A 23,552-nucleotide genomic window follows, 5' to 3' on the forward strand; every position below is an offset into this window, starting at 1 on the left:
TGACCCGATCGGTCGTCAAGACAGTCCATTTTTATAACACAGAAGCTTATGAAATATATTATTTACGTTGTTATACGCTGTATATTATACTGCGGCCTTTTTAATTGATACTTCCACAGGTTCAATCGGTGGATTCTTCTTTTTCATATAATCGGAATAATATGCGGTGATAATTGGCACCAGAATGGCAGTTACAATTACGGATGCCGCAACCAAAGCAGTCGCTGCTTCTGCTGCTGGCAGAAATTCCGGCTTCATATTGGCTACAAGCATAGGGTTAGCAACAGCAGCACCAGCTGTACTGGAAGCAGCAATCCCAGCGGTACCATTTCCTTTGCCGATGAATTTATCAGCCAGAATCAGCGGAACACCAGTAACTATAATTACAAATACACCTAACAGAATACCCAGCAAGCCTGTATCGATGATAACACCCAGATCAATCGAACAACCTAGTGCAAAACCAAAGAACGGAATAAGAGCTTGTGTTGCTTTGCCGAAATACTCACGAAGATCAGAATCGAGATTACCGAGAATAAAGCCGACCAAGAATGGAAGTACAGCACCAATAAACAATTGCGGTTCAAATACGGCTACACCCGTGCTGCCTAGAATAAGCATGGTCACCAGTGGACCTGATTCAAGCGACATTAAGACAAACGCACCGGACTCTTCTTTGGTGCCGTATTGCTGCATGATGGACGCATATAGTCCGCCGTTAGTCATATCCATAGCAGAAATGATGGCTAGAACCGAGAACCCGGCAAAAAATCCGGTCTGCACGCCGCCCTCAGGCAGAAACTGTATAGCTATCATAGCAACGACCCAGGCCACCAAAATTTTGGTCAATACCAAGGTACCTGATTTTCGAAGTACGGTTCCGGTTGCTTTCACATTAATAGCAGCCCCCATACAGAAGAACCATACAGCTAAGATAGGTACAGTCCCTGTCATCAAGCCTTTAGTGAAACCTCCGAAATAATCACTAGCTCCAGGAACTGCAGTATGAATAATGGCTCCCAAGAACAGGGGTACTAGCATCATACCGCCGGGAATTTTATCGATCGCTTTTTTAATTTTCATAGTAGTTACCATACCTTTCATCATTAGATAATGTACTAATTTCGCATAAAAAATGGTTATTTCACTTTATGAAGGCGCAAGAAATCAGTCCCAGGAGGTTCGGCGCTCACTATTTAGCCCAATCAGTGAGAGAAGTTCCTGTGATAATTCTTCTATAACCACGCTTTCACACTAGTTACGACTTAGCCCCAGCTCCGGAATCATCTTGGCGAACAGATCATCACTTTCCTTTAATTGCTGAGCAAATTCTTTGCCATCCTTGACCAGTAAGCCTAGTCCGTTCATTTTCATATAATCTCTGAATTCTTTGTCCTCAGTTCCTTTGATAAAAGCTCCGGCCAAGAGCTCTGCAATTTCATCCGGAGTATCCTTGGGTACAGCAAGTCCTCTCCATGTACCGGTAAAATTCACGTGAATCCCGGTTTGCTCCTCCAATGTTGGAACACCAGGCAACGCCTCTGAGCGCTTGTCGGCATTAATCGCCAGTGTGCGAAGCTTTCCTTCATCCACATACTTCTTCACCTCGGCAGGACTTACAGGCACTGCATCCACAAAACCGTCCATCAGGGCAGATACTGCTGGTCCTGCTCCTTCAAAAGGAATATGTGCAAACTTCACACCTGTTTCCCGTTCCAATGTTACGGCAGCTAAATGCCAAATGCTCCCCGTCCCTGCGTTTCCCATTTTCAATTCACCTGGATGCGCTTTCGCAAAGTCAAGAAATTCATTTACGGTTTGCCATGGCGCTTCGGCTCTTACGGTAATGGCGGAAGGATCAAAATTGGTTTGGGCTATAGGTTTGAATTTCTCATAGGTAATAGGAAGTAATCCCAGATGCGGAAGGATCGTTAGCTCAGCCGGGAGAAAAGTAACTGTATATCCATCTCCTTTGGCATTTGCACCCTCCATCAATCCAACGGAACCACCGCCGCCAGTCCGGTTCACGACTATGATCGGCTGACTGATAACTTTCTCCGTTGCTTTGGCTAAAGCTCTCGCTGTTAAATCTGTTCCACCGCCAGCTGCATAAGGTACGATCAGCGTAATGGGCTTCTTAGGAAAATCAGCGCTTTCACCACTCCGGTTGTGATCACCCGACATTCGCGTTCCGATCAGAATCAATAATAGAACCACAAGCACGGATGCTACCCAAAAGCCTAATTTGGTTGTTCGTTTCAAAACTATCCCTCTTCTCTCATTAACAGTGATCGAGCGATTGAACGAAAGAGCATCCCGTCCGCACTCGCTGCTTCACCCCCAAGTCTTCAGCATCAGCTGTACATTTTTTCGCAGCTGTGAAATTTTTCTCAAACAAAGCATAGCGTACCCGGGGGTGGCGGGGCAATCGTATTATCTTATTCTGAATCGTCAGAAACGCTGGTTTGGCGCGGTTTTGGCTGATCTGCATACTCGTTGGAATATTTGCTGCTCTCACGGAACTTGCCTGGGGTGATCGATTTGTTTTTGCGGAAGGCGCGGATAAAGCTGTTCTCATTCTGGTACCCCACAAGCAGCGCGATATCCGCCAGCTTCATGCTACTGTCCTGAAGCAGCTCACAGGCTTTATCAATTCTCAGGTTGGTTAAGTAGTCATAGACGGTCGTTCCAGTCTCTTCCTTGAAGATATTGCTCACTGAGGAAATGCCCATACTGACATGTGACGCGATATCCTGCAGTCCAATATTATGCTGCAAGTTATTCTCCATATATTGAATCATGCTCTGGGCGAGCTGATACTCCTTCGATTGTCGATGCTGCCCGAGCTCTTTCGACAGATGTACAACAATGCTGCAGAGCATCTCTTCAATCTCTGACAGATCCATTGTAGTTACTTGATACCAAGTATAATCCGCAAGCTCGACGGGAAGTGAATGTCCACCCGCTACGGCAATATCCAACACTTCTTCAAGCAAATCGTCAACCATACGGAAGACCCGCTGCGGTTGTATGCCTTTCTTGCGGGTATCTGCTGCCCAACGGTGTATCCATAGTAGCCCTGCATCCGTATCGGACGATTTAAGCGCATGAATCACTTCCAGCTTCCATGAATCATCCATCGCCAGAGTATTCTCATCATGCAATTTAGCTGAATATTCTCGAACGCGTCCATATCCTTCATATAAACGATGGGACAACGCCAGCTGGGCTTCCGTGTAGGAACGTGTAACTTGCGCAATACTGGAAGCAGGCAGACCGATCCCGATAGATACGGAGATTTTTAATAATTCCTGCAGCATATCGACCAGTTTCGTTGCGTCTTCATGAAGAATAATGGTTGTCTGCCCCTTGGGCTGCAGCAGAACCACCAGACTGTCCTTCTGGGGGGCTGCCGTCACCGTGCGCCAGGAAGGTTCAAAATACTCGATCAGGATGTTATTCATCGCGTACTTAAGCAGCATCTGATCTTCTTCTATATAAGGTGCCGACCACTGCGCGTGACGGTCGATAGATATAATAACCGTCTCGAAAGGACCTGCCTCCCAGCCTAAGAAATAATGTTCCCATTTGGTCTCCGTCTCTTGTGTACCAATGCTCCTGGTGATCAGATCGTGGACAAATTTGGAGCGCAGCTCCGGCATACTCCATTCCGCCACACGTGATTTACTCTGAAAATCTCCGACCAGCTTACCGATAACTGGTTCTAGATCATACAGATTCCCATGTCCGACTGCCCTTTGATCCGGGGTCAACAGTTTATTTATTCTTTTTAAAGGCCGGAAGGCCGCGAAGTTGTAGTAGTAAATAGCAGAACAGCCGACAATGATCGAGATCAAAGACAGCATAAGCATCATATTCCGGGCAATTGTTACATTCTTAAGCAGCTGCTCCATCGGAACCAGGGAAATAAGCCTCCACCCTGTCACATTCGAGAAAGTCTGATTAACCATATAAGCCTGCCCTTCCACCTTCACATGGGCGAAAGGACTGACGTCGATTGAAGACAACACTTCGTTCATTTCTGTCAGTGGAAACGGCAGATTCAGCTTGGGATAGATCAGATCCCCATCCAGGTTATAAACAAATTGATAGCTGGATAAATGGGTATACATCTTGGAGAACAGCCAGTCGTAATCCAGGTCAATCAGGACGGCACCAGTGACTTGTCCATTCTGAACAATCGGTCTGGCCAGGGAGAGCAATTCTGTATTCCCAAGCTGTGAATCCGTGCCGATATACAGCCTTCTTTTGATTAAGAGCGGCTTCTCTTTGATTTCTTCAATCCAGGTACTCCAGGCATAATCCGGTGCCTGCTCCCATGTTGCCCTATAACCATAACTACTCGATAGAATCGAATGATCCTTAAATTTGATCACACTTATAGCATGAATATCCGGTTCCGTAGCCAAGGTTCGCAAATAGGTCTGCGGTTCAGCAGAAACCTCTGCATTATCCATGGTTTTGGCATTAATGTATTTAAGGACGGCTGGATGAAAAGACAAATCTACCGCCTTATTATCCGATTCACGGAACGCCCGGTTGGTCACGTCCAGATTAATTTGCAGCAGCTCTATATTAGGCGTGTTCAGTTCCGAATCCAGTGCATCCCTATACTCCCCATAGGAGAATAGACCAATCATAGTAATCAATAGAGACACGCTGAGCGTAAGCATCAGAATCAGTCTCGTCTGTTTATTTTTAAGCAGGAACTTTAATTTAAATCGCAGCATTATCGCAGCTTCATCCTTCCACATTTCTTTACTTCCAAAAGCCTAGCACAGCCTATTAACTCTTACTACATTATGGAGCATATCATATCCTCTGAGAATATGGAGATTTAGCGATAAAAGCACGATAAGATAAATGATATAATAAAGGAACTATATAATATGAACTAAAAAATATGAAAAAGGCAAAAGTAACGGAGGGAAATTTGGAACTGTAGGAGCGATAGCGACCGCCTGAAAGCTTTCCGTAGAAAAGCTACTTCGGAAGCATAGGCAGTCTCCGAATTTCATCCGCTACTAGCGGAATAAATCAAGAAATTTGGAGATGGGCAGCGGCCGGTAATCCAAACATTCACCGCATTTACAATTAATGCCGATTCAGAAAGATCTTAAGTTCAAATTATATAAATGAAGACTAATATATTCACAGGAGACCGATAACAATGCAACCAACCTATGCCATGGATGAAGCGCAGTGGAATAAGCTCATTCAAGATGTGGCGTATTATTTCGATGATCTGACCCTCAAGCGCGGGTTTCAATATTATAAACAGAAGCGTGTACAGCCGTTCAGAATGACCGAACCCCGGAAGATTAAAGCTTTGGTCGAAGGCAGCGACGATTACAGTGTATCCATTAATCTGGACGATTTCACCCTAAGCCGTTGCAACTGTCCCGTCTCAGGCCCTTGCAAGCATATGGCCGCTGTGCTGATGAATTATGCCGAACAACAGGAGCGGTCTGTGAACAAGCTGGCTAACGCCACAGCGGCAGCGGCCCTGCATATCCCTCCAGCCAGTCCGTCGTCTGCCCCAGCAGCAGCCTATAGTAATCGTCAAGAACAGCTGAAGGAGCAGGCCCGCCAACTTCCTGCTCAGGGGATCGCGGAATGGTGGGACTATTTTGCGACATGCCTGGCCCCGCTGGCTCTGAACACCCGAAATCCACAGTACGTGGAACGGTCCTTATCCTCAATAGCCAAGTTAAAGCCGCAGCTAACACCTATAAGCGAGAAGCTGTTCAATCTCCATACTCACCTCTTTATTTTGGAAGCCATAATCCAAGCATCAGGGAGCCCTGCCGGTGTCTATAGCCCTTCACTGGGGTATTTCACCCATCTTGCTGTATCTGAACTACAGGATGCCATAGCCCAGTTGTTAGTTGAGGAGCTGCCGCTGGCAGCAGAGCCTGACCAGTGGCAGCGCATCTCCGATACTATAGCTTACCTGCGGCGGGAGATGTTGACCGAAGCACGAGATCGCTTGCGGGATCAGCCCCGTTTCTCGGTATGTTATGACCTACTCTGGAGAAATTGGATCGCGCCTAATATCAGCAGCACAGCACTTTATACAGAGGAAATAGCCCAACTGCAGCAGGCGGAAAGCGAGCTTGGGGCTGCACTTTCTCGCAATGCACTCCTGCTTGCTAAGAGCCGGATGTATTTCTATCTGTCCGAAGATCAGACCGCTATGACCCTGCTGAGAAGTGCGGCAGAGCGTCCCGGCCTTCATCCGGACGAGTTCATGAGCTTTCTGACTTCTCTTTTGGTTATGGGCGATTGGCCACGAATGGCCGCATGGCTCGCCGAAATCGGCCCTTTACTAAACAGCCGCATCTATAATTTGCAGAGATATTCTGACTACTGGGAGGAAGCGGTTCAACATCTTCCTGCAGCGGAGCCCCAAATGTGGAGTACGCTGACCCTTATGCTTCCTACCTCTCGTGAGATTTACGATGAAAAGCTGTTGGCCTACGGCAAATGGCAGGAATGGATGGACTATCAGCTGTCCATTGGTAAAGAGCCCTCCGATTTCCGAGTCAAGGATCTGCAGCCTCTGGAGAAAAATGCACCGGAGATTCTCCTGCCCTTCTATCATCAGGCTGCAGAAAGATATGTGCTGGAGAAAAACAGGCACAGCTATAAATCAGCGGTTAAATTACTCAAACGATTAGCCAAACTATACAAAAAAATGAAGCGTGAGGAACGGTGGGAGCTATTTATGAGCTCCTTCACGATTCGTCACAGCAGGCTTCGCGCTCTGCAGGAGGAGCTTCGGAAAGGAAAGCTGATACCATGAATATGCAGTTGCGCACCATTACCGTTCAACTTGCCCTAACTCCATATGGAGATGCACTGATCTTTGGAACCAATAACGGGCACGAAGCCGTGCCTGGCCTTTATCTCAAGCAGCGGCTGTTCGCCTGGCATGCGGACTCTTTTTACGGTACTGAGCTAACCGTTCAGAATGCCGAAGGTGTAGAACTCGTCATTCTTCCCGCGGAGCAGGTAATTCCGTTCTTCGCGGCACGCAAGCTGCTGACCCATATCGATTGGAACTGGGAGGGCTCAGCCGCTCAATTGCTTGAGCTGGCACCACTGCTCGCTGCAGCCCTTGAGGAGAAGAAATATATTCCCAGCTTCACCGCACATCAGGCAGGCAAGCTGCAGTGGACTTGGGATGAAGAAGTCTTACGGCTGGCGGCGGAAGCCAATGCACAAGCGCAAGCTGCACACTTAGAGCTTAGCCTGAACAGCAGCTTTGCAGACGGCCTGCAGGCGGCATTCTCTGCGGCTGTGTTTCAGCGGCATTATGGAACAGAAGCTGAGACCGGCGATCTACGCAGCGAGTATCCGCTGCTATTCGAGCGCAGCGGCGCGGGGGCGGCAGGTATGGATGCCGCCTCATGGCTTATGGCGATCGGCTGGAAGGCCGACACGGCGCCCTTCCGGCCCGCGCTGCAGCTACTGGAGCCGGACGCGGATGCGGACGACTCGCACTGGCGGCTGCAGCTGCTGCTTCAAGACAAGCGCGATGATTCCGCGCTTGTTCCGGTAAGGCTCGCCGAGGATGGCGAGCCGCATGGCTTGTGGCCGACAGCATGGTCGGCCCACGTGCACGAGCGCGCCGCAGGCTGGCTTACGAGCCTGCGGGCAAGCATGCCGGCCGAGCGCTTCGCGCCGGGCGGCGATGTGCTGGCCGAACCGCTCAGCGATGAAATCGCCTGGCGGTTCTTGACCGTGGACAGCCAGCTGCTGCTGGAAGCTGGCTGGCAAGTGCTGCTTCCGGCGTGGTGGGAAGCAGCCAGCCGGAAGAAACCGCGCCTGCGCGCCAAGATCAGCTCCGGCGAGGGCAATCGCGGCGGCCAGTCGCTGTTCGGGCTGGATTCGCTGATCGACTTCGATTGGCGCATCTCCATCGGAGACGCTGACCTCTCCGAGGCAGAGTTCGCCGAACTCGTGGCCCGTGGACAACGACTCGTGCGGTTCAGAGGCCAATGGGTGCCGCTGGACCCCGCCCTGCTGGCTCAGATTCAAAGAGCCATGGCCGGCATGGACAAGTCGCAAGGCTTGTCCTTTCAGGATATTCTTCAGCTGCATCTGCTGGGCAGCGTCGATGAAGCCGAGAACGACAATGCCTCCGAGGAACAGCTTCTGGAGGATGCGACGCGCGTCCGGCTTGAGGTGGAGCTGAACGAGCATTTAATCGGGCTCATCGCCCAGCTCGGTCAACGCTCCCAGTGGCCGAAGCCGGCAGTACCCGCCAGTTTACAGGCAGAGCTGCGGCCTTATCAGCATGAAGGTTATGCCTGGCTTGCTTTTCTGCGCCGCTTTGGTCTGGGTGCTTGTCTCGCGGATGATATGGGACTCGGCAAAACCGTCCAGCTGATCGCCTACCTGCTCCACCTGAAAGACCAGTCAGACGTAGGCCCAGCGCAGCGTGAGGCGGCGATCCGTTCACACAGCGCTCCACCGGAATGGCCTTCGCTGATCATCTGCCCTACCTCGGTACTTGGCAACTGGGAGAAGGAATTGCAGCGCTTTGCCCCGTCCCTGAACGTTATGCTCCACTATGGAAGCAGACGCCTCGATGCGGGCTTCTTCTATGGAGCCGCTGCGCAGGCCGATGTCGTCCTGACATCTTATTCCACCGCAACGCTGGATCAGGAGCTGCTGAAAGAATTCACTTGGGCAACCGTATGCCTGGATGAAGCACAGAACATCAAGAATGCCCAGACCAAGCAGTCGGCGGCGGTGCGCAGCTTCCCGGCTCTGCACCGGATTGCGCTAACAGGCACACCTATCGAGAATCGTCTCTCAGAGCTGTGGTCGATCTACGATTTCATTACGCCGGGTTATCTAGGCAGCTCCAGAGCTTTTAATGAACGGTTCAGCAATGCCATTGAGAAGGAACATGATGTTAAACGTACAGCTGATCTGCAAAGGTTGGTCAAACCTTTTATGCTGCGCCGCAAGAAAAAAGATCCAGCGATTCAGCTGGACCTGCCGGAGAAGAACGAGATGAAGACCTATATTCATCTAACGGCTGAGCAAGCCGCTCTCTATGATCAGACCGTAAATGGACTCATGGAACGTATGCAGAAGCTCGAAGGCATTGAACGCAAAGGGGCGATTCTAGCTGCACTGACCGGACTTAAACAGCTATGCGATCATCCGATGCTGCTGACGAAGGAGGCGCTGCCAGATACAGATGCCGAGAACAAGCTCGACACCAGTGCGCTGATCGACCGTTCGGCCAAGCTGGAGCGACTACTGGCAATGGTGCGGGAGCTGCGCGAGGAGAACGAGCGCTGTCTTATTTTCACCCAATATGTCGGTATGGGCAAAATGCTGCAAGCCGTCCTGCAGGAAGAGCTTCAGGAGCCGGTGCTATATTTGAACGGCAGCTCGTCCAAGGCCGTACGGGACAAGATGATTGAACGGTTCCAGACCCCTATCCCGTCTGTTGCGGACTCATTGCTGCCGTCTGAAGAGTCAGCCTCCGACCAACCAAATGTGTTTATCCTTTCACTTAAGGCGGGCGGAGTCGGTCTGAATCTAACAGCAGCCAACCACGTCTTCCATTTCGACCGCTGGTGGAATCCGGCTGTCGAGAATCAGGCCACAGACCGCGCTTACCGCATGGGCCAAACCCGTGATGTACAAGTGCATAAGTTCATCTCGCTTGGTACGCTGGAGGAACGAATTGATGAGATGCTGGAGAGCAAGCAGCAGCTCAGCGACAATGTCATCGCCAGCTCCGAGGGCTGGATCACCGAGCTGTCCACTGATGCGCTGAAGGATCTCTTTACATTGCGGCGGGAGTGGATGGGATAAGCTCCGTCATCAGAATTTCGTTCGAATTCCTCAACCGTTAATTTTGGTATTACACCATAATAATAACTAGTAGAAGGAGCAACTCGATGAATATCTTAAAAGAAACACCCACAGGAGAAGGCCGGAACGTAATCAGCATCCTGGAAACTATAGATGTACATAGTGGTGAGCGTTCGGTATTGGCCACATTCGATTCCCTGATTGAGGCTCCGAACTGGACAAGTGATGGCGCAAGCCTTATTTATAATAGTCTCGGTCGTATCTATTCCTTTGACCTTGCCACTAAAGAGAGTGTAGTCATCGAGTCGGCCTATGTCGATCATTGCAACAACGACCATGTGCTGTCTCCCGACAATGCTCTCCTTGCGGTAAGCCATCACACGCAGGAGGATGGACAATCCCGGATTTATGTCTTCCCTCTGGAAGGTGGCAACCCGATCCTGATTACACCCATGGCTCCTAGCTATCTTCACGGCTGGTCGCCGGACGGCAGCAATTTGGCCTATTGTGCCGAGCGGAATGGCCAGTATGATATCTACACCATTCCGGTGGACGGCGGCGTTGAAGTTCAACTGACGAACACTCCGGGGCTAGATGATGGTCCAGAATACTCGCCGGACGGACAGCATATTTGGTTCAATTCCGTGCGTACTGGACTTATGCAAGTATGGCGGATGAATGCTGACGGCAGCGAACCGACGCAGATGACCTTTGATGACAGCAACAACTGGTTCCCACATGTATCCCCCGATAGTGAAAGCGTGGCCTATATCTCCTATCGGAAAGGGGACGTTGCTCCAGGTGACCATCCTGCGAATAAGAACGTTGAAGTGCGGATGATGTCTAGTCGTGGCGGCGAGTTTCGTACAATCGTGAAGCTGTTCGGAGGACAAGGGACGCTTAATGTGAATTCTTGGTCGCCTGACAGTAAACAATTGGCCTTTGTGAGCTATCAGCTAAAAGATTAATCAACCGCATAACCTATTCATCCAAGTGTTTTAATCGATATAAGTTCGTACCCCTATCCTGGAGAATATCGTGGTTTTCGCACTTCTGTTACTCTCAACAGGCAGGTCTAGTCTTGTAGATAAGCTACGAATATACTCAAAATCCGGGTGCAGTGCCTCATCTGTGAAATAGGCAGAGGTTCTGCTTCCGGGTATCCTTTCTTCATTAAGAGAATCAATGATTCCCTGCGCCGTTGTGATCCCTATCCCATGTCCGTAGAACTGATCATTGCCAAGTATAATCGCATTCTCGCCCTGCCACTCCGGCTTACTCGGCGCATGATCCGGGTTCCTGAAATAGACAACATCCCCTAAAGAAATCTCCGGTTTACTATATGTAACAATTAACCGCAGGTTGCTGTCATAGTTCCAATCCCACAAGAACAGATCTCTGAAATACGTATTAAAGGCTTTCTCACCAATGGATTCGATTGTAGCCCTATATAACACGACTACCATCGCCGTAGCGCATTCAAAAGCATATAGATGCCCATTCTGATAAATATCGAGCACACCCACCGAGGGCAAAACATTATTATTCAGCTGGAGTCCACCATTATTCGTACGCGTCCAGAACCGTGGATTACCACGAGAGCCTTTGAACGTTGCAAAGTCCGCTTCGCTGGAATTCAAAGCCTTCGCCGATTCCATAATGTTGTTTCTCATATTCCGTTCGAAATTCTGAGCTTCGGGTGAAGGATAATAATACGCCACCATACTTACCCCCTTTTTAAAGTTATCCGCTTTAAATATAGGTTATTGTACGTGTCAGACCCTCTGTTGGTGCAGAACAAAAAATAATATAAGAGTTCCCTCGTATACGTTTGTATTCATAATCTTCGATTAATGAGTCCGGAAATGAGTTCGAACTTTTAAGATAAGGGGAATTTCTCCCTCTAATTTCGTCAAAAATCTCATATTTAAGTAATTAGAGGGAAAAAGGACCTCTAATTCGTCTCGAATAACGTTGTTAAGCCTAAATGGATAAATTTAAGAGGAGAATTTCCCTCTAATCTCTAATTTAGCCTGATTAGGGCGGAAATAGAGGGACAAATTCCCCCTATTTATATGCGATGGGGAAATCCCGCTCCCGCGAGGCCAGGCCCTGCTCTATAGCATAACGTGTCAGTGCATCTGACTTCTGTTACCTCGGTTGGAAGCAACTCGATTCGAGTTTGACTGAGTCAGATGATAATCAAGTGCTTGCTCTCCACTTATTCCCGAACATCCTGAAACCACAGATTCAGCTGCCCGGTCTCTTCGGTCAGGATATCCAGATAGATTGATGTGCGGTAGGCGGTATCCTTCAGGCTTTTGCCTGTAATCTCGGCAATCCGGTTTAATCTGTACATTAGCGTGTTGGTGTGAATATGCAGAAAAGCGGCAGATTCCTTCAGATTGCTATTCAGCGATAAATAGACGGCAACCGTCTGGACAAAATCACTTTTATGCTCGCGGTCATGCTCTTTTAGTGGATAGAGTAACGGACTTTTGCGGGTCCGGCTGCGCTTCTGCTCTATAATCAGTGGAAGGTACGCCCAAAAACCGACATCCTCGTACAGCAGCAAATCACGGGCATGAAAGGGCAGCAGCTTCTTAAGCTCCAGAATAGAGACGGCTTCCCGGTAGGCAATGGCTACTGAGGTATATCCCTCATAATGAAGGCTGCAGCCAGCAACCAGCAGACAGCCCTCGCTTGCATGCATATCCTTCATCAGCTTATGCATAAACGAGGAAAGGACATCCGTTCCCTGGGCAGGAAAAATAGAGGAGAATAAAATAATTAGCCGATTATGCTCTGCCGTCTGAAACAGCAGCCGCAGCCCGGTCTGCGCCGCCATCGCTTGCTGAAATTTCAGTACAAAATGCTCATCGATACCTTTGTCACTCTCAAAGACGCTGATATAATAGCTTTCCGGCAAAAGAATCGACCAAGCCTCGGCATCCTGTTTGATGCTCAGCTCCGTATCATAATGCGAAGTCAGCAGTTTCCAGAAGAAATCTTCCTGCGTTTTCTCCTGCTTCATTCTCCAGCCCCGTTGCTTCAGCAAGTAACGGCTGGCAATGCCGGCAGCTTTCTCGACAATACTCTCCGCATGTCCTTCTGCGAGATTCCCAGTATCGACTACCCATATATAACCGAGAATCTCCTTCTGATGCTTAATGCAGATCGCCAGCCGGGGGCCGAGCCCTACCTCCAGCACGGCCGGAATCCTAATCGGATGCACGGAATTCTCCAGATCATGCATAACGCCTTTTTTACGCAAGCCTATGATAACGGCGTTCGGAACTTTTTTGCCGATAATGGTTGAGATTCTTGCCGGATCACTCTCAAACTGATGCGAGCTGTATCCGATGACATGGTGGTTGCTGTCCTCAATCGTTACCTGAGACTGAAGAGATTCACTTATGGTATCCGCCAAGGACTCCATGCTGTCAAAAAAACGATCAAAGGATGAATCTGTTCCTGTCAATGTCCCCACCCCAACCTGAGAAAAATAGCCGAATCTTGTATTTATAAAGTGATTTCATTATATTACGCATCGCTAGGGCTGACTATAGCACAGGAAAATTACGCAAAAAAAGAACAACCCATGATTGCTCATAAGGCTGTTCTCCAGTTAACCCCTCTAGTCTCTTCTATTCCTATTAGATCAGAGTGAACTCATGCTCTAATGCTTGCTCTACTGTGTAGCACTCTTCCCCAAGAGCTTCTGCTACAGCTTGGCAAGTGATTTTACCGTTGGCGATGTTAACGCCGCTTCTTAGACCTGCATCTTCTTGAATAGCCTTAAGTGCACCTTTATTGGCAATTTGCAGAGCGTAAGGAACCGTAACATTCGTTAAAGCCATCGTTGATGTTTTGGCAACAGCACCCGGCATATTCGCTACGGAATAATGCAGCACACCATGTTTCACGAATACTGGATTGTCATGGGTAGTTACACGATCAATAGTTTCTACAATCCCGCCTTGGTCAATGGCCACGTCGACAATAACTGAGCCCGGCTTCATCGTCTTAACCATGGCTTCAGTCACCAGTTTCGGCGCTTTTGCACCTGGAATCAGTACTGCACCGACCAATAGATCCGCCTCAGCAACCACTTTAGCAATATTGAACGGATTGGAGATCAGTGTATTGATCTGTGAGCCAAAAATATCGTCCAGTTGACGCAAGCGATCTGCACTCAGGTCAACGATAGTAACATCTGCACCAAGGCCAATCGCCATCTTGGCTGCATTAGTACCCACTACACCGCCACCAATGATACTAACTTTGCCTCTGCTGACTCCAGGAACCCCGGAGAGCAGAATACCTTGTCCGCCATAGTTCTTTTGCAAGAATTGAGCGCCCAGCTGTACAGACATCCGTCCGGCTACTTCGCTCATTGGCGTCAATAGCGGCAGTGTGCGTCCATGAACTACCGTTTCATAACCGATGGCAAAGACGCCATTGTCTTTAAGCGCTGCAGCCAGTGCAGGTTCAGGAGCAAGATGCAGATAAGTGAACAGGATCAGACCTGGACGGAAGTATTGATATTCACTTTCCAGAGGTTCTTTAACCTTCATTACCATTTCAGAAGAACTCCAGACCGTGGCTGCATCTTCAATCAACTTAGCTCCGGCTGCTGCATATTCTTCATTGATAAATCCGCTGCCTACACCCGCTCCGGCTTCAACTAGAACCTGATGTCCTTCAGAAATAAGACTTACTACCCCAGCAGGTGTAATCGCTACACGATTTTCATTATTTTTAATTTCTTTAGGCACTCCGATAATCATTGTTAATCTCTCCTGTCTGATATGTTTCTCTTATGTAAAGAATGATAACATATGAATTGCCTTTTCTATTTGGTGAAAAATAAAAACTTTAGCTGTCATGATTGTGTTTTAACACAATGGAGCAGTGTCGAAGCTGTACCAAAACGCCATATCCCTTGCCACACCTAACATTACCCAAAAAATAAACCAAAAAAAAGACACCCTCTAAGGTGTCTGGATGGTTGAATGTATCTCTGAGCTCATTGTTCGCACACGTTATGTTTAGTAACATCAATCGCGGTTTAACAAGGATAGTACAGTTTGCAAGACCACATTCACGCCTTTTTCACAATCCTCATACGAGGTAAGCTCTTCTTCACAATGGCTTTTGCCATTGACGCTAGGTACAAAGATCATCGCGGACGGCAGAAAGCTGGCCACAAACTGAGCATCATGCCCTGCACCACTGGCGATGGTTCGATTGGAATACCCTAATGATTCAGTGGCTTGCTTAACCAAACTACAAATCTCCGCATCAAACCACACGGTATCACGGCCCCAGAGCTTGGTCTTGGTCACTTCACACTCCAGTAGCACTTCCGGCAAGGCTTGGATAATAGCTTCCACTTCACGGACAATATCCATGTCCTTATGTCTTGCTTCAATAGTAAAGATAACTTTATTCGGAATAACGGTGTGAATATTGGGCAGCACATTCATTCTGCCCATCGTGTAGACCAGTTCGGAATCCAGCAGTCCAAGCTTGCTGCGCAGCTCAGTGATAATATCCGTTGCCGCGAACAAGGCATCTTTACGCATTCCCATAGGCGTTGTACCTGCGTGGTCCGATTCGCCCGTCACTTCAATCTCATAGCAGGCCATGCCAACAACGCAATCGACCAGACCGATCGCTAACGCTTCTTTTTCCAGCACAGGCCCTTGCTCGATATGCAGCTCCAGGTAAGCAGTAGCTTCTTTAATACGACTGTCAGATTCACCTGCATATCCACTTGCCAATAGCGCTTCTGCAAAGGTAGTTCCTTCCGGGTCTTTCTTGCTCAGCATTGCCGCCTTATCGAACTTGCCGGACAGGACGCCTGAGGCCATCATTGAAGGCTCGAAGCGGGCCCCCTCTTCATTGGTGAAATTCATAATCATCACGGGAAGCTGTGGCTTAATCCCATGGTCGACCAACGTGCGTACAACTTCCAATCCAGCGATTACACCGAGTACACCGTCAAATCGGCCGCCCTTTTTCACAGTATCCAGATGCGAGCCAATCACAACTGGCGGCTTATCTTCTGTACCCGCCAGTGTGGCATACATCGTTCCCATATCATCAACCTTCACAGTCATTCCCAGTTCTTCACAACAAGAACGAAAGTAATTCCGGACCTTAACATCTTCATCGCTCAGCGACAAGCGGGTCACACCATTCTTGTCTGTACGGCCAAAATCAGCAAATGCCTCAATCGTATTCTTCAGTCTCTCACCATTCACGAATATGTTGTGCAAGTTGTGTCCCTCCCGTTCGAACGATCATGTATTCATTGCTTTCTATATATGTTATACCAATAATTATTATTTTCACTTTACACAATGTAATAATTTTTATTATTATTATACACTTTGTGTTACAACAAGGCTTGGCTTGCGCTACCAGTGTTTATTCAAATGAACTTTGATAGAATATGAAAGGTAATAGATAAAAAGGTGGAAAGGGAGTAAAAAAATGAATAAAATTTTAACTAGTAGATTGGCTGAAGTTGAGATAAAGGCAGTTGGAGCTGAGGTCATAAGCTTCAAGAAGCTGGAGGACGGCTGTGAATATATCTGGAACGGAGATCCCGCTTACTGGACAGGTCATTCTCCAGTACTATTCCCTATCGTGTGCGCCGTCAATAACGGAGAGATCAAGGTAGACGGCAATAGCTATAATCTCGGCAATCACGGCTTCGTGAGACATGATGAATTCGAGTTAATTGAAGAAAGCGAGACGCTCGCCGTCTATCGGCATTCCTATAATGAGACTACATTAGCAGTCTACCCTTACAAGTTCAATCTGTATATCACTTACACGCTGAACGCCAATAAGCTTGAAATTAACTATAAAGTAGAAAATGTAGATGATAAAGATATCTTCTTCCAACTGGGTACGCACCCTGCCTTCAACTGCCCTATTGATGATCAAGGCCAAATTCAAGACTATTATCTGGAGTTCGAACAGGCTGAAACTCTGGAACGGCTATTCATGAATAAATCCAATCTGCTGATTAGCGGCAAGTCGGAGACGATACTGAAGGATCATAACATCTTGCCCTTATCGCATGAAATGTTTCACGAGGGTGCACTTGTCTTCAGAAATGTGAACTCCCAGCAGGTGGCTCTAAAGAGTAAACAATCCGCTAAAAGCGTTGTCCTTTCTTACGAGAACTTTCCTAATCTGGGCATCTGGCAGTTCAAAGATGCTCCGTTCATATGTATAGAACCTTGGCATGGTATCGCTGATGAAGACACTTTTAGCGGTGAGCTTCAGGACAAGGAAATGATTGTCCGTCTGAGCCCAGGAGACCGTTTTATAAGCTCGCTTTCTATTGAAATAAATTGAATGTTTCAGAAAGAAGTAAACTAAAGTAGTATATACAATCTTTTGGCTCCAATAGTACTCTAAAGATAGCTTAAACTCCCAACGTAGTCATTATATTATTATTACGCTGGGAGGAATTGAATAGAGGAGTGGAGTCTATGCAAGGATTGTCAGTAGTTATCTGCACGAGGAATCGGGTACAGGACCTGACACGGTGCGTTCATTCTATGACTAATCAAACCATGAGCAAAGATTACAACATTGAAGTCATTATTGTAGACGATGGCGAAATACCGGAAGCTGTGCTTGATGAATATGAAGCTCTTTTAAACAAGAAGGGTTATTCGTTTGTCTATTACAGCAAGACTGATCATGGATTATGGCTTTCCAGAATTAAGGCTGTAGAGTTGGCTTCCATGGATACCATATTATTCCTCGACGATGACGTAGAAATCCCCGCTCATTACTTCTCAACCTTACTCCAGACTTATCTTGATTATCCCGATTGCGTAGGTGTCGGCGGCGTGGCCATAGGCATGAGAAACAGTTTCTTCGGCACAATCCGCTGTCTTATGTCCTTCCAACAGTCCTTATCGAGCGGAAAGCTCTCCCTCAGCGGTCAAGCCGGGTCCATGTACAATTGGCATAAAGCCAGAAAAACCTTTCGCACAGAGTTTCAGCATGGCTGCAATATGTCCTTCAAGAAAGAAGCTATTAAAGATCTTGAACCCGTACCTTGGCTTAAGAGCTACAGTGTCGGTGAGGATATTTATATGTCCCGAATGGCACTTAAGACAGGCAAGCTTTATATCAATCCCGACTTAAAGCTGCTGCATCACGAATCTTCCGCCTCTAGGGATAATCTTGAGGATGTGGCCTATACCAGAGTCGTTAATCATGTGCATCTGCTGAAAGATAAGAAGTCTGGCCCGCTCGGATATCTCGCGTTATTATGGACAACCTTTTATCTCATTCTCAGAGAGAAGCCAAAAAAGAATTTACCGGCTATTAACGGCTACAAAAAAGGGCTCAAACAAATATTTTCAAAAGAGCTCGCTTAAACTAGAGCTTCATGCTGGGAGAGGAGTGCCCTAATGAGTCTAAGTATTGTGGTGCCTGTATACAACTTAGAAAATTATATTAGACCTATGTTGGATTCACTTCTGAATCAAAGGGAGCAGCTTTTTGAGATAGTGATCGTGGATGACGGTTCTACCGATCAAACATACAACCTAATAGCAGAGTTCATTTCGCAGCATGAGCACCTCCGTTGCAAGATCATCAGAACTGACAATTATGGCGTCAGCGCAGCTCGGAATAAAGGTTTAGCCGAATCAACGGGAACCTATGTGATGTTTCTGGATGGCGATGATTACATCGCTGATCATTTAGTGCGAACCATTTATCCATATCTAAAGAAGCAAGAGCCCGACATTATCTGCTGGGGCTACAGTCTCGTAAGAGAAGACAAATCAACCATAGTAAGCTTTACCTCGCCTCCTAATGAAACGTCAGGGATTACCGCCCTTGAGCATATATTCGTGAATAAGAGCTTGCGCATTTGGACGGGAAGCATCGCTTACAAGCGGACTTTCCTATTGGAGAATGAGATTAAGTACACGGAACGATGTGTGAACGGGGAAGATCAGGAATTCATCTACAAGACATTGTCCAGAGCAGAGAAGGTCATTACTCTTACTGAGGTATTATCTTTTTATTTACAAAGAAACGCGTCTATTACCAATAGCTATAATGTCCAAAAATTCGATGTTGTAGCCGCCTTTAAGCGAGTGGACCAGTATTTCAAAGCCCATTCCTACGGAGAATTAGAGACTGTCTCTGATTTATTGTTAAATCGTGAACTGACGGAGAACTACTTCTTTAATCTGAAGACCTGCCTCTACGGAACTGAAGGCATAAGCATTCGTACTTTACTGCACGATATTGAGCAGAAATATCCGGGTCTGAATGGGGAAATACAGCTCATTATGAAGCGTTACAGCGGAGAAGATAAGCAGCTATCTATTCAGATCAAAGCTTTCCTACTCTCACCACTTCTATATCACAGATTAATTAACATGGACCGAAGCCTGCTGCACTTGAAAAGAAGAATAAAAACGGCGATTACGGTTCAAAAAAAACATGCTTAAGGGAATTGAACCAGAAAGGAGCTTGAGCCATGAAAAAAATGATGATATACGCCTATACTGAATTTAATCTGGGTGATGATTTATTCATTAAGGTCCTTTGCGAAAGATACCCGGATACACAATTTATAATGATGGCTCCAGGCAGGTATAAGCTCTCATTCAAGACCTTAAGCAACCTCAAGGTATATGCCACTGAATCGCTTATTCTACGGGGTATTAACTTCTTGTTTCGAAAAATTAAGATCCAGCATTTCGTGCAGAAATTTCTGGTCAAGCAGTCTGATGGGATTGTACATATCGGCGGGTCCATTTTTATGCAAGGGGAGCACTGGGTAGAGTACCTGGAGAAAGCAGAAGGGCTCCGGAACAAATCCAAGCCCTATTATCTGTTAGGCGCTAATTTCGGTCCCTATACGGATATTAAATATTACGATGAGCATAAGAAGATTTTTCGGGAATATACTGATGTTTGCTTTAGAGAACAAGTTTCCTATGATCTGTTTCAGGACTTAAGTAATGTCAGATTAGCTCCTGATATCATCTTTCAGCTAGACCCACCCAAAGTTCAGCGTGAAGAGGAACAATACATCGTAATATCCGTGATTAAGCCATCGTCCAAGGGCTTGAGTGATTTCGACCAACTCTATTATGAAAAAATAAAAGATATTACAATTCATTTCATTCAACAAGGCTATGCGGTTCATTTCATGTCATTTTGTGAGCATGAAGGAGATCACGAGGCCATCGAACATATCGCCAATCTCATCCCTCAGGATGTTAGGAATAGAACCAAGGTACATTTGTATACAACGAATATCGAGGAAGTCCTGTCTGTGATCGCAGCGTCCTGCTTTGTGGTCGCCTCAAGGTTCCATGCTATGATTCTGGGCTGGGTATTTAATATCCCCGTCTTCCCCATTGCCTATAGCAAAAAAATGATCCATGTGATGCATGATGCCGAATTTAACGGTTTATATGCAGATTTCAATACTTTAGCGGCCTTGCAGCCGGAACAAGTTTACGAGTGTATGCACACCAATACCATTAATGTAACTCTGCAAGCCACCAATGCGGAGAGACATTTCGAGAAGCTGGACTTCTATTTATCACTTTCTAACAGGAGGAGTTATGAGAGCAAAACGGAGTATTCTTAACTTGTCCTTTGGGCTGGTGAGTCAGCTGATCACCATTCTTCTCGGTTTCTTCATTCCTAGACTGATTATGGTCAATTATGGCTCGGAAGCCAATGGATTAATCGCTTCCATCGGACAGATTATTAGCTATTTAGCACTGTTGGAAGCCGGTGTGGGGGCCGCTTCGCTGCAAGCCCTTTATAAACCGATTGCCGGAAATAACAAGGATAATATCAACTCTATTTTGGCGGCAACCTCAAGCTATTATAAGAGAACAGGCATTTATTATTTCTTCGCGGTAGTACTGCTCGCTGTCCTTTATCCGCTCATTGTCAACTCGGAGATCAGTGCAATAAGCATTATAGCTATTATTTTATTGACTGGTATGGGTGGAGCTATTAACTATTATTTTCAAGGGAAATTCAGGATTCTGCTCATCGCCGAAGGCAAAAGCTATGTGGAAACCGTGATCGTTACGGCCACCACTATTCTGAATAACGTTGTACGCATCATATTATTACTGCAAGGCTTCAATATCATTGCTGTCCAGGCTTCCTTTTTTGTGCTGACCTTGCTGCAAATTGTTGTGTTCTATTTCTATATGAAGAAGCATTACAAATGGATCGACCTGAAGATCAAACCGGACTTTGCAGCGATCGGGCAGAAAAATTCAGTGATGATCCATGAAATATCCTACCTAGTGTTTAGAAATACCGATATGATCATCCTGACCTTCTTTACTAATCTGAAGATCGTCAGTATCTACGTTATGTACAATATGATCTTCACCATCGTGGATAACATCGTTCAGACCGTAAACGGCAGCATCAAATCAGCGCTTGGACAAATCTATCATGAGAGCAAAACAGAGTTCCTTAAGTTCTATGATGCCTATGAGGTCTATTTTATGGGCCTGATCTTCTCTATCCTTACGGTCACTTATATACTGATCATTCCGTTTATGAGATTGTACACCGCTGGTGTAAATGATGTTAATTATATTGATTGGTGGCTCCCTGTCTTATTCGTTACGATTAAATTGCTCACCAATGCCCGCACCTCTTCCAATAATGTCATAACCATTGCGGGGCATTTCAAAAAAACACAAACCCGCTCGATTCTGGAATCGGCAATTAACTTGAGCGCCTCATTGGTCTTTGTTATCTTCATAGGTATTTATGGAGTATTAATGGGTACCATTGTGGCTCTGCTCTACCGTTCCATCGATATTGTCATCTACGCCAGCAGAGTGCTGTTGAACCGCAGCCCTTGGGTTACTTTTCGCCGCTGGTTAACGAATGCTGTCATCTTTATTGGCATCATTCTGGTAACGACTGCGATGAACATCCACATCCATTCTTATGTGGGCATCATCCTCTGGGGGATGCTGCTAGGCATAGTCATCTTACCGACCTATCTCATTATCGCTTCCTTGCTAGAGAGAGAGGTATTCCTGTACTCCCTAGACTATTTCAAAGAGTATAAAGATAAATTCAAAAGTAAATTCACTACTGCTCCTAAAGTTAAAGGTTTATCGAAATAAAGCAGAGCTATCCACTTAAGGGTACAGGAGGATTGTATATGGATCATAGTGAGCGTTTGCAGCAGACCTGTTACGAATTACTACAGCAACTCAATGATGATGTGAACAATTCGCGGCCACATGTGGTGGATTGCGCTGAGGTCCTAGATCGATGCCAGACCCTGATCCATAATGAGGCGAACCCACAGGTTAAACAAGTTCTAGAAACCTTATCTGAGGTGATTGGAGCTTATTTCCTGGGGAGAATTGCGGAGAGCGCCCTACTATACTATCTGTCAGAGCAGTTCAAGATCAGAGATGAGGACATCCATGGATTGGCAAAGGGTCTTCTTGAATTAAAATCTATACCCGAAAGTAAACTGCCCAGCAAGGCGGCCAGCTCTTTAACCGCCTATCCCAAAATCAGCGTGATCATTACCACCTACAACCGCAAGGCGTTTCTCCATAAGGCCATAAAGAGCATTCTGCTTCAGGATTATCCCCATAAAGAGATCACAGTTATCGATGATTGTTCTACCGATGGCACGGATGTATTAATGAAGATTAGCTATGGGGACGAGCCGCGCGTCATTTACATGCGCAACGAAAGCAATAGCGGTCCGGGCAATAATCGCCGAAAGGCCTTTGCTGCTCACGCTGATGGAGAATATATTCTTTTTCTGGATGATGACGACTATCTCATTGATATGAACTATTTAAGTAAAGCCGTGGAATTCCATCGACTCCATCCGGAAATATCCTTTGTGGCCGCTAATGTGTTCCTGGAATATTCACAAAGCAAGCAGCTGAAAGTATCCAGTCTGCAGCTTAGTGAGATTATTAGGAAACATGATTATTTCATGAATTTCGAGCAAAATGGCTATCCCAAACCCGCTTCTACGTTAACTACTATTTTTAAACGCAAAGCTTTAATACAAATGGACATTCTGAACATGAATATGGTGAATGATGCCTCCATTTATCTGCGCTCCCTCTTAATTGGAGATGCCGGCTTTATCGATGTCATTGCGGGAGTCTACCGAATCCATGGGAACAATATTACCTTTAATCTAAGTCAGGGCTTCTTGATCGAGAATCTCGAAGAGAAAATGCTCATCAGGAATATGGCCATTGAGCAATATGGCTACGGCGAGCAGGAAATGAACGAGTGGTTCAACCATAATGTATATGACACCATCTCCTATTATTTGATGAATTCAGCTAAGACTCATACGGATTTTCAATATATGTACACTTGGGCTCATCAGCATTGCCCCCATATCTATAATCAATTAAGAAATGAATTTCGGATCAAATTTATGAAAAAGCAATTATTAAGGGTCGCCTTCGTTCGATCGCTCCTAAACAGATCATAATATTTTTCTCTATTAGAACGGCACCTCTTCGGTGCTGTTTTTAATATAAACCCTTAGTATAGAAGAGTTTATAGCTTACATAACCATCTATTATATTTTTTTGTAAATATTTTGAATTAAAATCTACCAAAATATTTTTATTTTTATATAG

General features: G+C 46.4%; 17 protein-coding genes. 10 read left to right on the forward strand and 7 right to left on the reverse strand.

Going from position 1 to position 23,552, the window contains the following annotated elements:
• Positions 1 to 84: 84 nt before the first annotated feature.
• From kdgT to H1230_RS00125, 3 genes are all read right to left on the reverse strand, one after another.
• A complete protein-coding gene (kdgT, locus tag H1230_RS00115; protein WP_239713699.1) occupies positions 85 to 1,083 on the reverse strand; it encodes a 2-keto-3-deoxygluconate transporter in 999 nt (332 codons plus the stop codon).
• A 171-nt stretch (positions 1,084 to 1,254) separates the two neighbouring features.
• Positions 1,255 to 2,184: a tripartite tricarboxylate transporter substrate binding protein gene (locus tag H1230_RS00120; protein ID WP_239717676.1), complete on the reverse strand. Its 930-nt coding sequence runs from the start codon at positions 2,182 to 2,184 to the stop codon at positions 1,255 to 1,257.
• 254 nt (positions 2,185 to 2,438) lie between these two features.
• Entirely contained in the window at positions 2,439 to 4,751 is a 2,313-nt protein-coding gene (locus H1230_RS00125) for a helix-turn-helix domain-containing protein (protein ID WP_239717678.1), read from the reverse strand.
• Between the two features lie 440 nt (positions 4,752 to 5,191).
• Here H1230_RS00125 and H1230_RS00130 point away from each other — a divergent pair, with 440 nt between their 5' ends.
• From H1230_RS00130 to H1230_RS00140, 4 genes are all read left to right on the forward strand, one after another.
• The gene (locus H1230_RS00130) at positions 5,192 to 6,826 is read left to right on the forward strand and encodes an SWIM zinc finger family protein (RefSeq protein ID WP_239713700.1); all 1,635 of its coding nucleotides are present in this window, start codon (positions 5,192 to 5,194) and stop codon (positions 6,824 to 6,826) included.
• A gap of 607 nt (positions 6,827 to 7,433) precedes the next feature.
• On the forward strand, positions 7,434 to 7,565 hold the full coding sequence (locus H1230_RS31345) for a hypothetical protein (protein ID WP_275591053.1): 132 nt from the start codon (positions 7,434 to 7,436) through the stop codon (positions 7,563 to 7,565).
• Between the two features lie 154 nt (positions 7,566 to 7,719).
• Positions 7,720 to 9,864, forward strand: a complete 2,145-nt coding sequence (locus H1230_RS00135) for a DEAD/DEAH box helicase (RefSeq protein WP_239713701.1) — start codon at positions 7,720 to 7,722, stop codon at positions 9,862 to 9,864.
• Between the two features lie 86 nt (positions 9,865 to 9,950).
• A complete protein-coding gene (locus H1230_RS00140) occupies positions 9,951 to 10,832 on the forward strand; it encodes a TolB family protein (protein WP_239713702.1) in 882 nt (293 codons plus the stop codon).
• A gap of 30 nt (positions 10,833 to 10,862) precedes the next feature.
• Here the strand turns inward: H1230_RS00140 and H1230_RS00145 are convergent, their stop codons facing one another.
• The 4 genes from H1230_RS00145 to H1230_RS00160 all read right to left on the reverse strand — a co-directional run bounded on the left by H1230_RS00145 (position 10,863) and on the right by H1230_RS00160 (position 16,148).
• A complete protein-coding gene (locus tag H1230_RS00145) occupies positions 10,863 to 11,588 on the reverse strand; it encodes a protein-glutamine gamma-glutamyltransferase (RefSeq protein WP_239713703.1) in 726 nt (241 codons plus the stop codon).
• A 497-nt stretch (positions 11,589 to 12,085) separates the two neighbouring features.
• On the reverse strand, positions 12,086 to 13,345 hold the full coding sequence (locus tag H1230_RS00150) for a PucR family transcriptional regulator (RefSeq protein WP_239713704.1): 1,260 nt from the start codon (positions 13,343 to 13,345) through the stop codon (positions 12,086 to 12,088).
• A gap of 175 nt (positions 13,346 to 13,520) precedes the next feature.
• Positions 13,521 to 14,654 carry an alanine dehydrogenase gene (ald, locus tag H1230_RS00155; protein WP_239713705.1) on the reverse strand — a complete coding sequence of 378 codons (1,134 nt, stop codon included), beginning with the start codon at positions 14,652 to 14,654 and terminating at the stop codon, positions 13,521 to 13,523.
• 270 nt (positions 14,655 to 14,924) lie between these two features.
• A complete protein-coding gene (locus H1230_RS00160) occupies positions 14,925 to 16,148 on the reverse strand; it encodes a Zn-dependent hydrolase (protein ID WP_239713706.1) in 1,224 nt (407 codons plus the stop codon).
• A 217-nt stretch (positions 16,149 to 16,365) separates the two neighbouring features.
• Between H1230_RS00160 and H1230_RS00165 the strand changes: the two genes are divergently transcribed.
• The 6 genes from H1230_RS00165 (at position 16,366) to H1230_RS00190 (ending at position 23,401) form a co-directional block, all read left to right on the forward strand.
• Positions 16,366 to 17,241: an aldose 1-epimerase family protein gene (locus tag H1230_RS00165; protein ID WP_239713707.1), complete on the forward strand. Its 876-nt coding sequence runs from the start codon at positions 16,366 to 16,368 to the stop codon at positions 17,239 to 17,241.
• A 137-nt stretch (positions 17,242 to 17,378) separates the two neighbouring features.
• Positions 17,379 to 18,281 (forward strand): glycosyltransferase family A protein, encoded by a 903-nt coding sequence (locus tag H1230_RS00170; protein WP_239713708.1) that lies wholly within the window; start codon positions 17,379 to 17,381, stop codon positions 18,279 to 18,281.
• Between the two features lie 33 nt (positions 18,282 to 18,314).
• Positions 18,315 to 19,370, forward strand: coding sequence for a glycosyltransferase family 2 protein (locus H1230_RS00175; RefSeq protein WP_239713709.1), 1,056 nt, complete (start codon positions 18,315 to 18,317; stop codon positions 19,368 to 19,370).
• Between the two features lie 29 nt (positions 19,371 to 19,399).
• On the forward strand, positions 19,400 to 20,524 hold the full coding sequence (locus H1230_RS00180; protein ID WP_239713710.1) for a polysaccharide pyruvyl transferase family protein: 1,125 nt from the start codon (positions 19,400 to 19,402) through the stop codon (positions 20,522 to 20,524).
• Positions 20,499 to 22,046 carry an MATE family efflux transporter gene (locus tag H1230_RS00185; protein WP_239713711.1) on the forward strand — a complete coding sequence of 516 codons (1,548 nt, stop codon included), beginning with the start codon at positions 20,499 to 20,501 and terminating at the stop codon, positions 22,044 to 22,046. Before H1230_RS00180 ends, H1230_RS00185 begins: the two co-directional genes overlap by 26 nt.
• Before the next feature lie 38 nt (positions 22,047 to 22,084).
• Entirely contained in the window at positions 22,085 to 23,401 is a 1,317-nt protein-coding gene (locus H1230_RS00190) for a glycosyltransferase family 2 protein (protein WP_239713712.1), read from the forward strand.
• Positions 23,402 to 23,552: the final 151 nt, after the last annotated feature.

Source organism: Paenibacillus sp. 19GGS1-52 (assembly GCF_022369515.1).
Taxonomy (GTDB): Bacteria; Bacillota; Bacilli; order Paenibacillales; family Paenibacillaceae; genus Paenibacillus_AQ.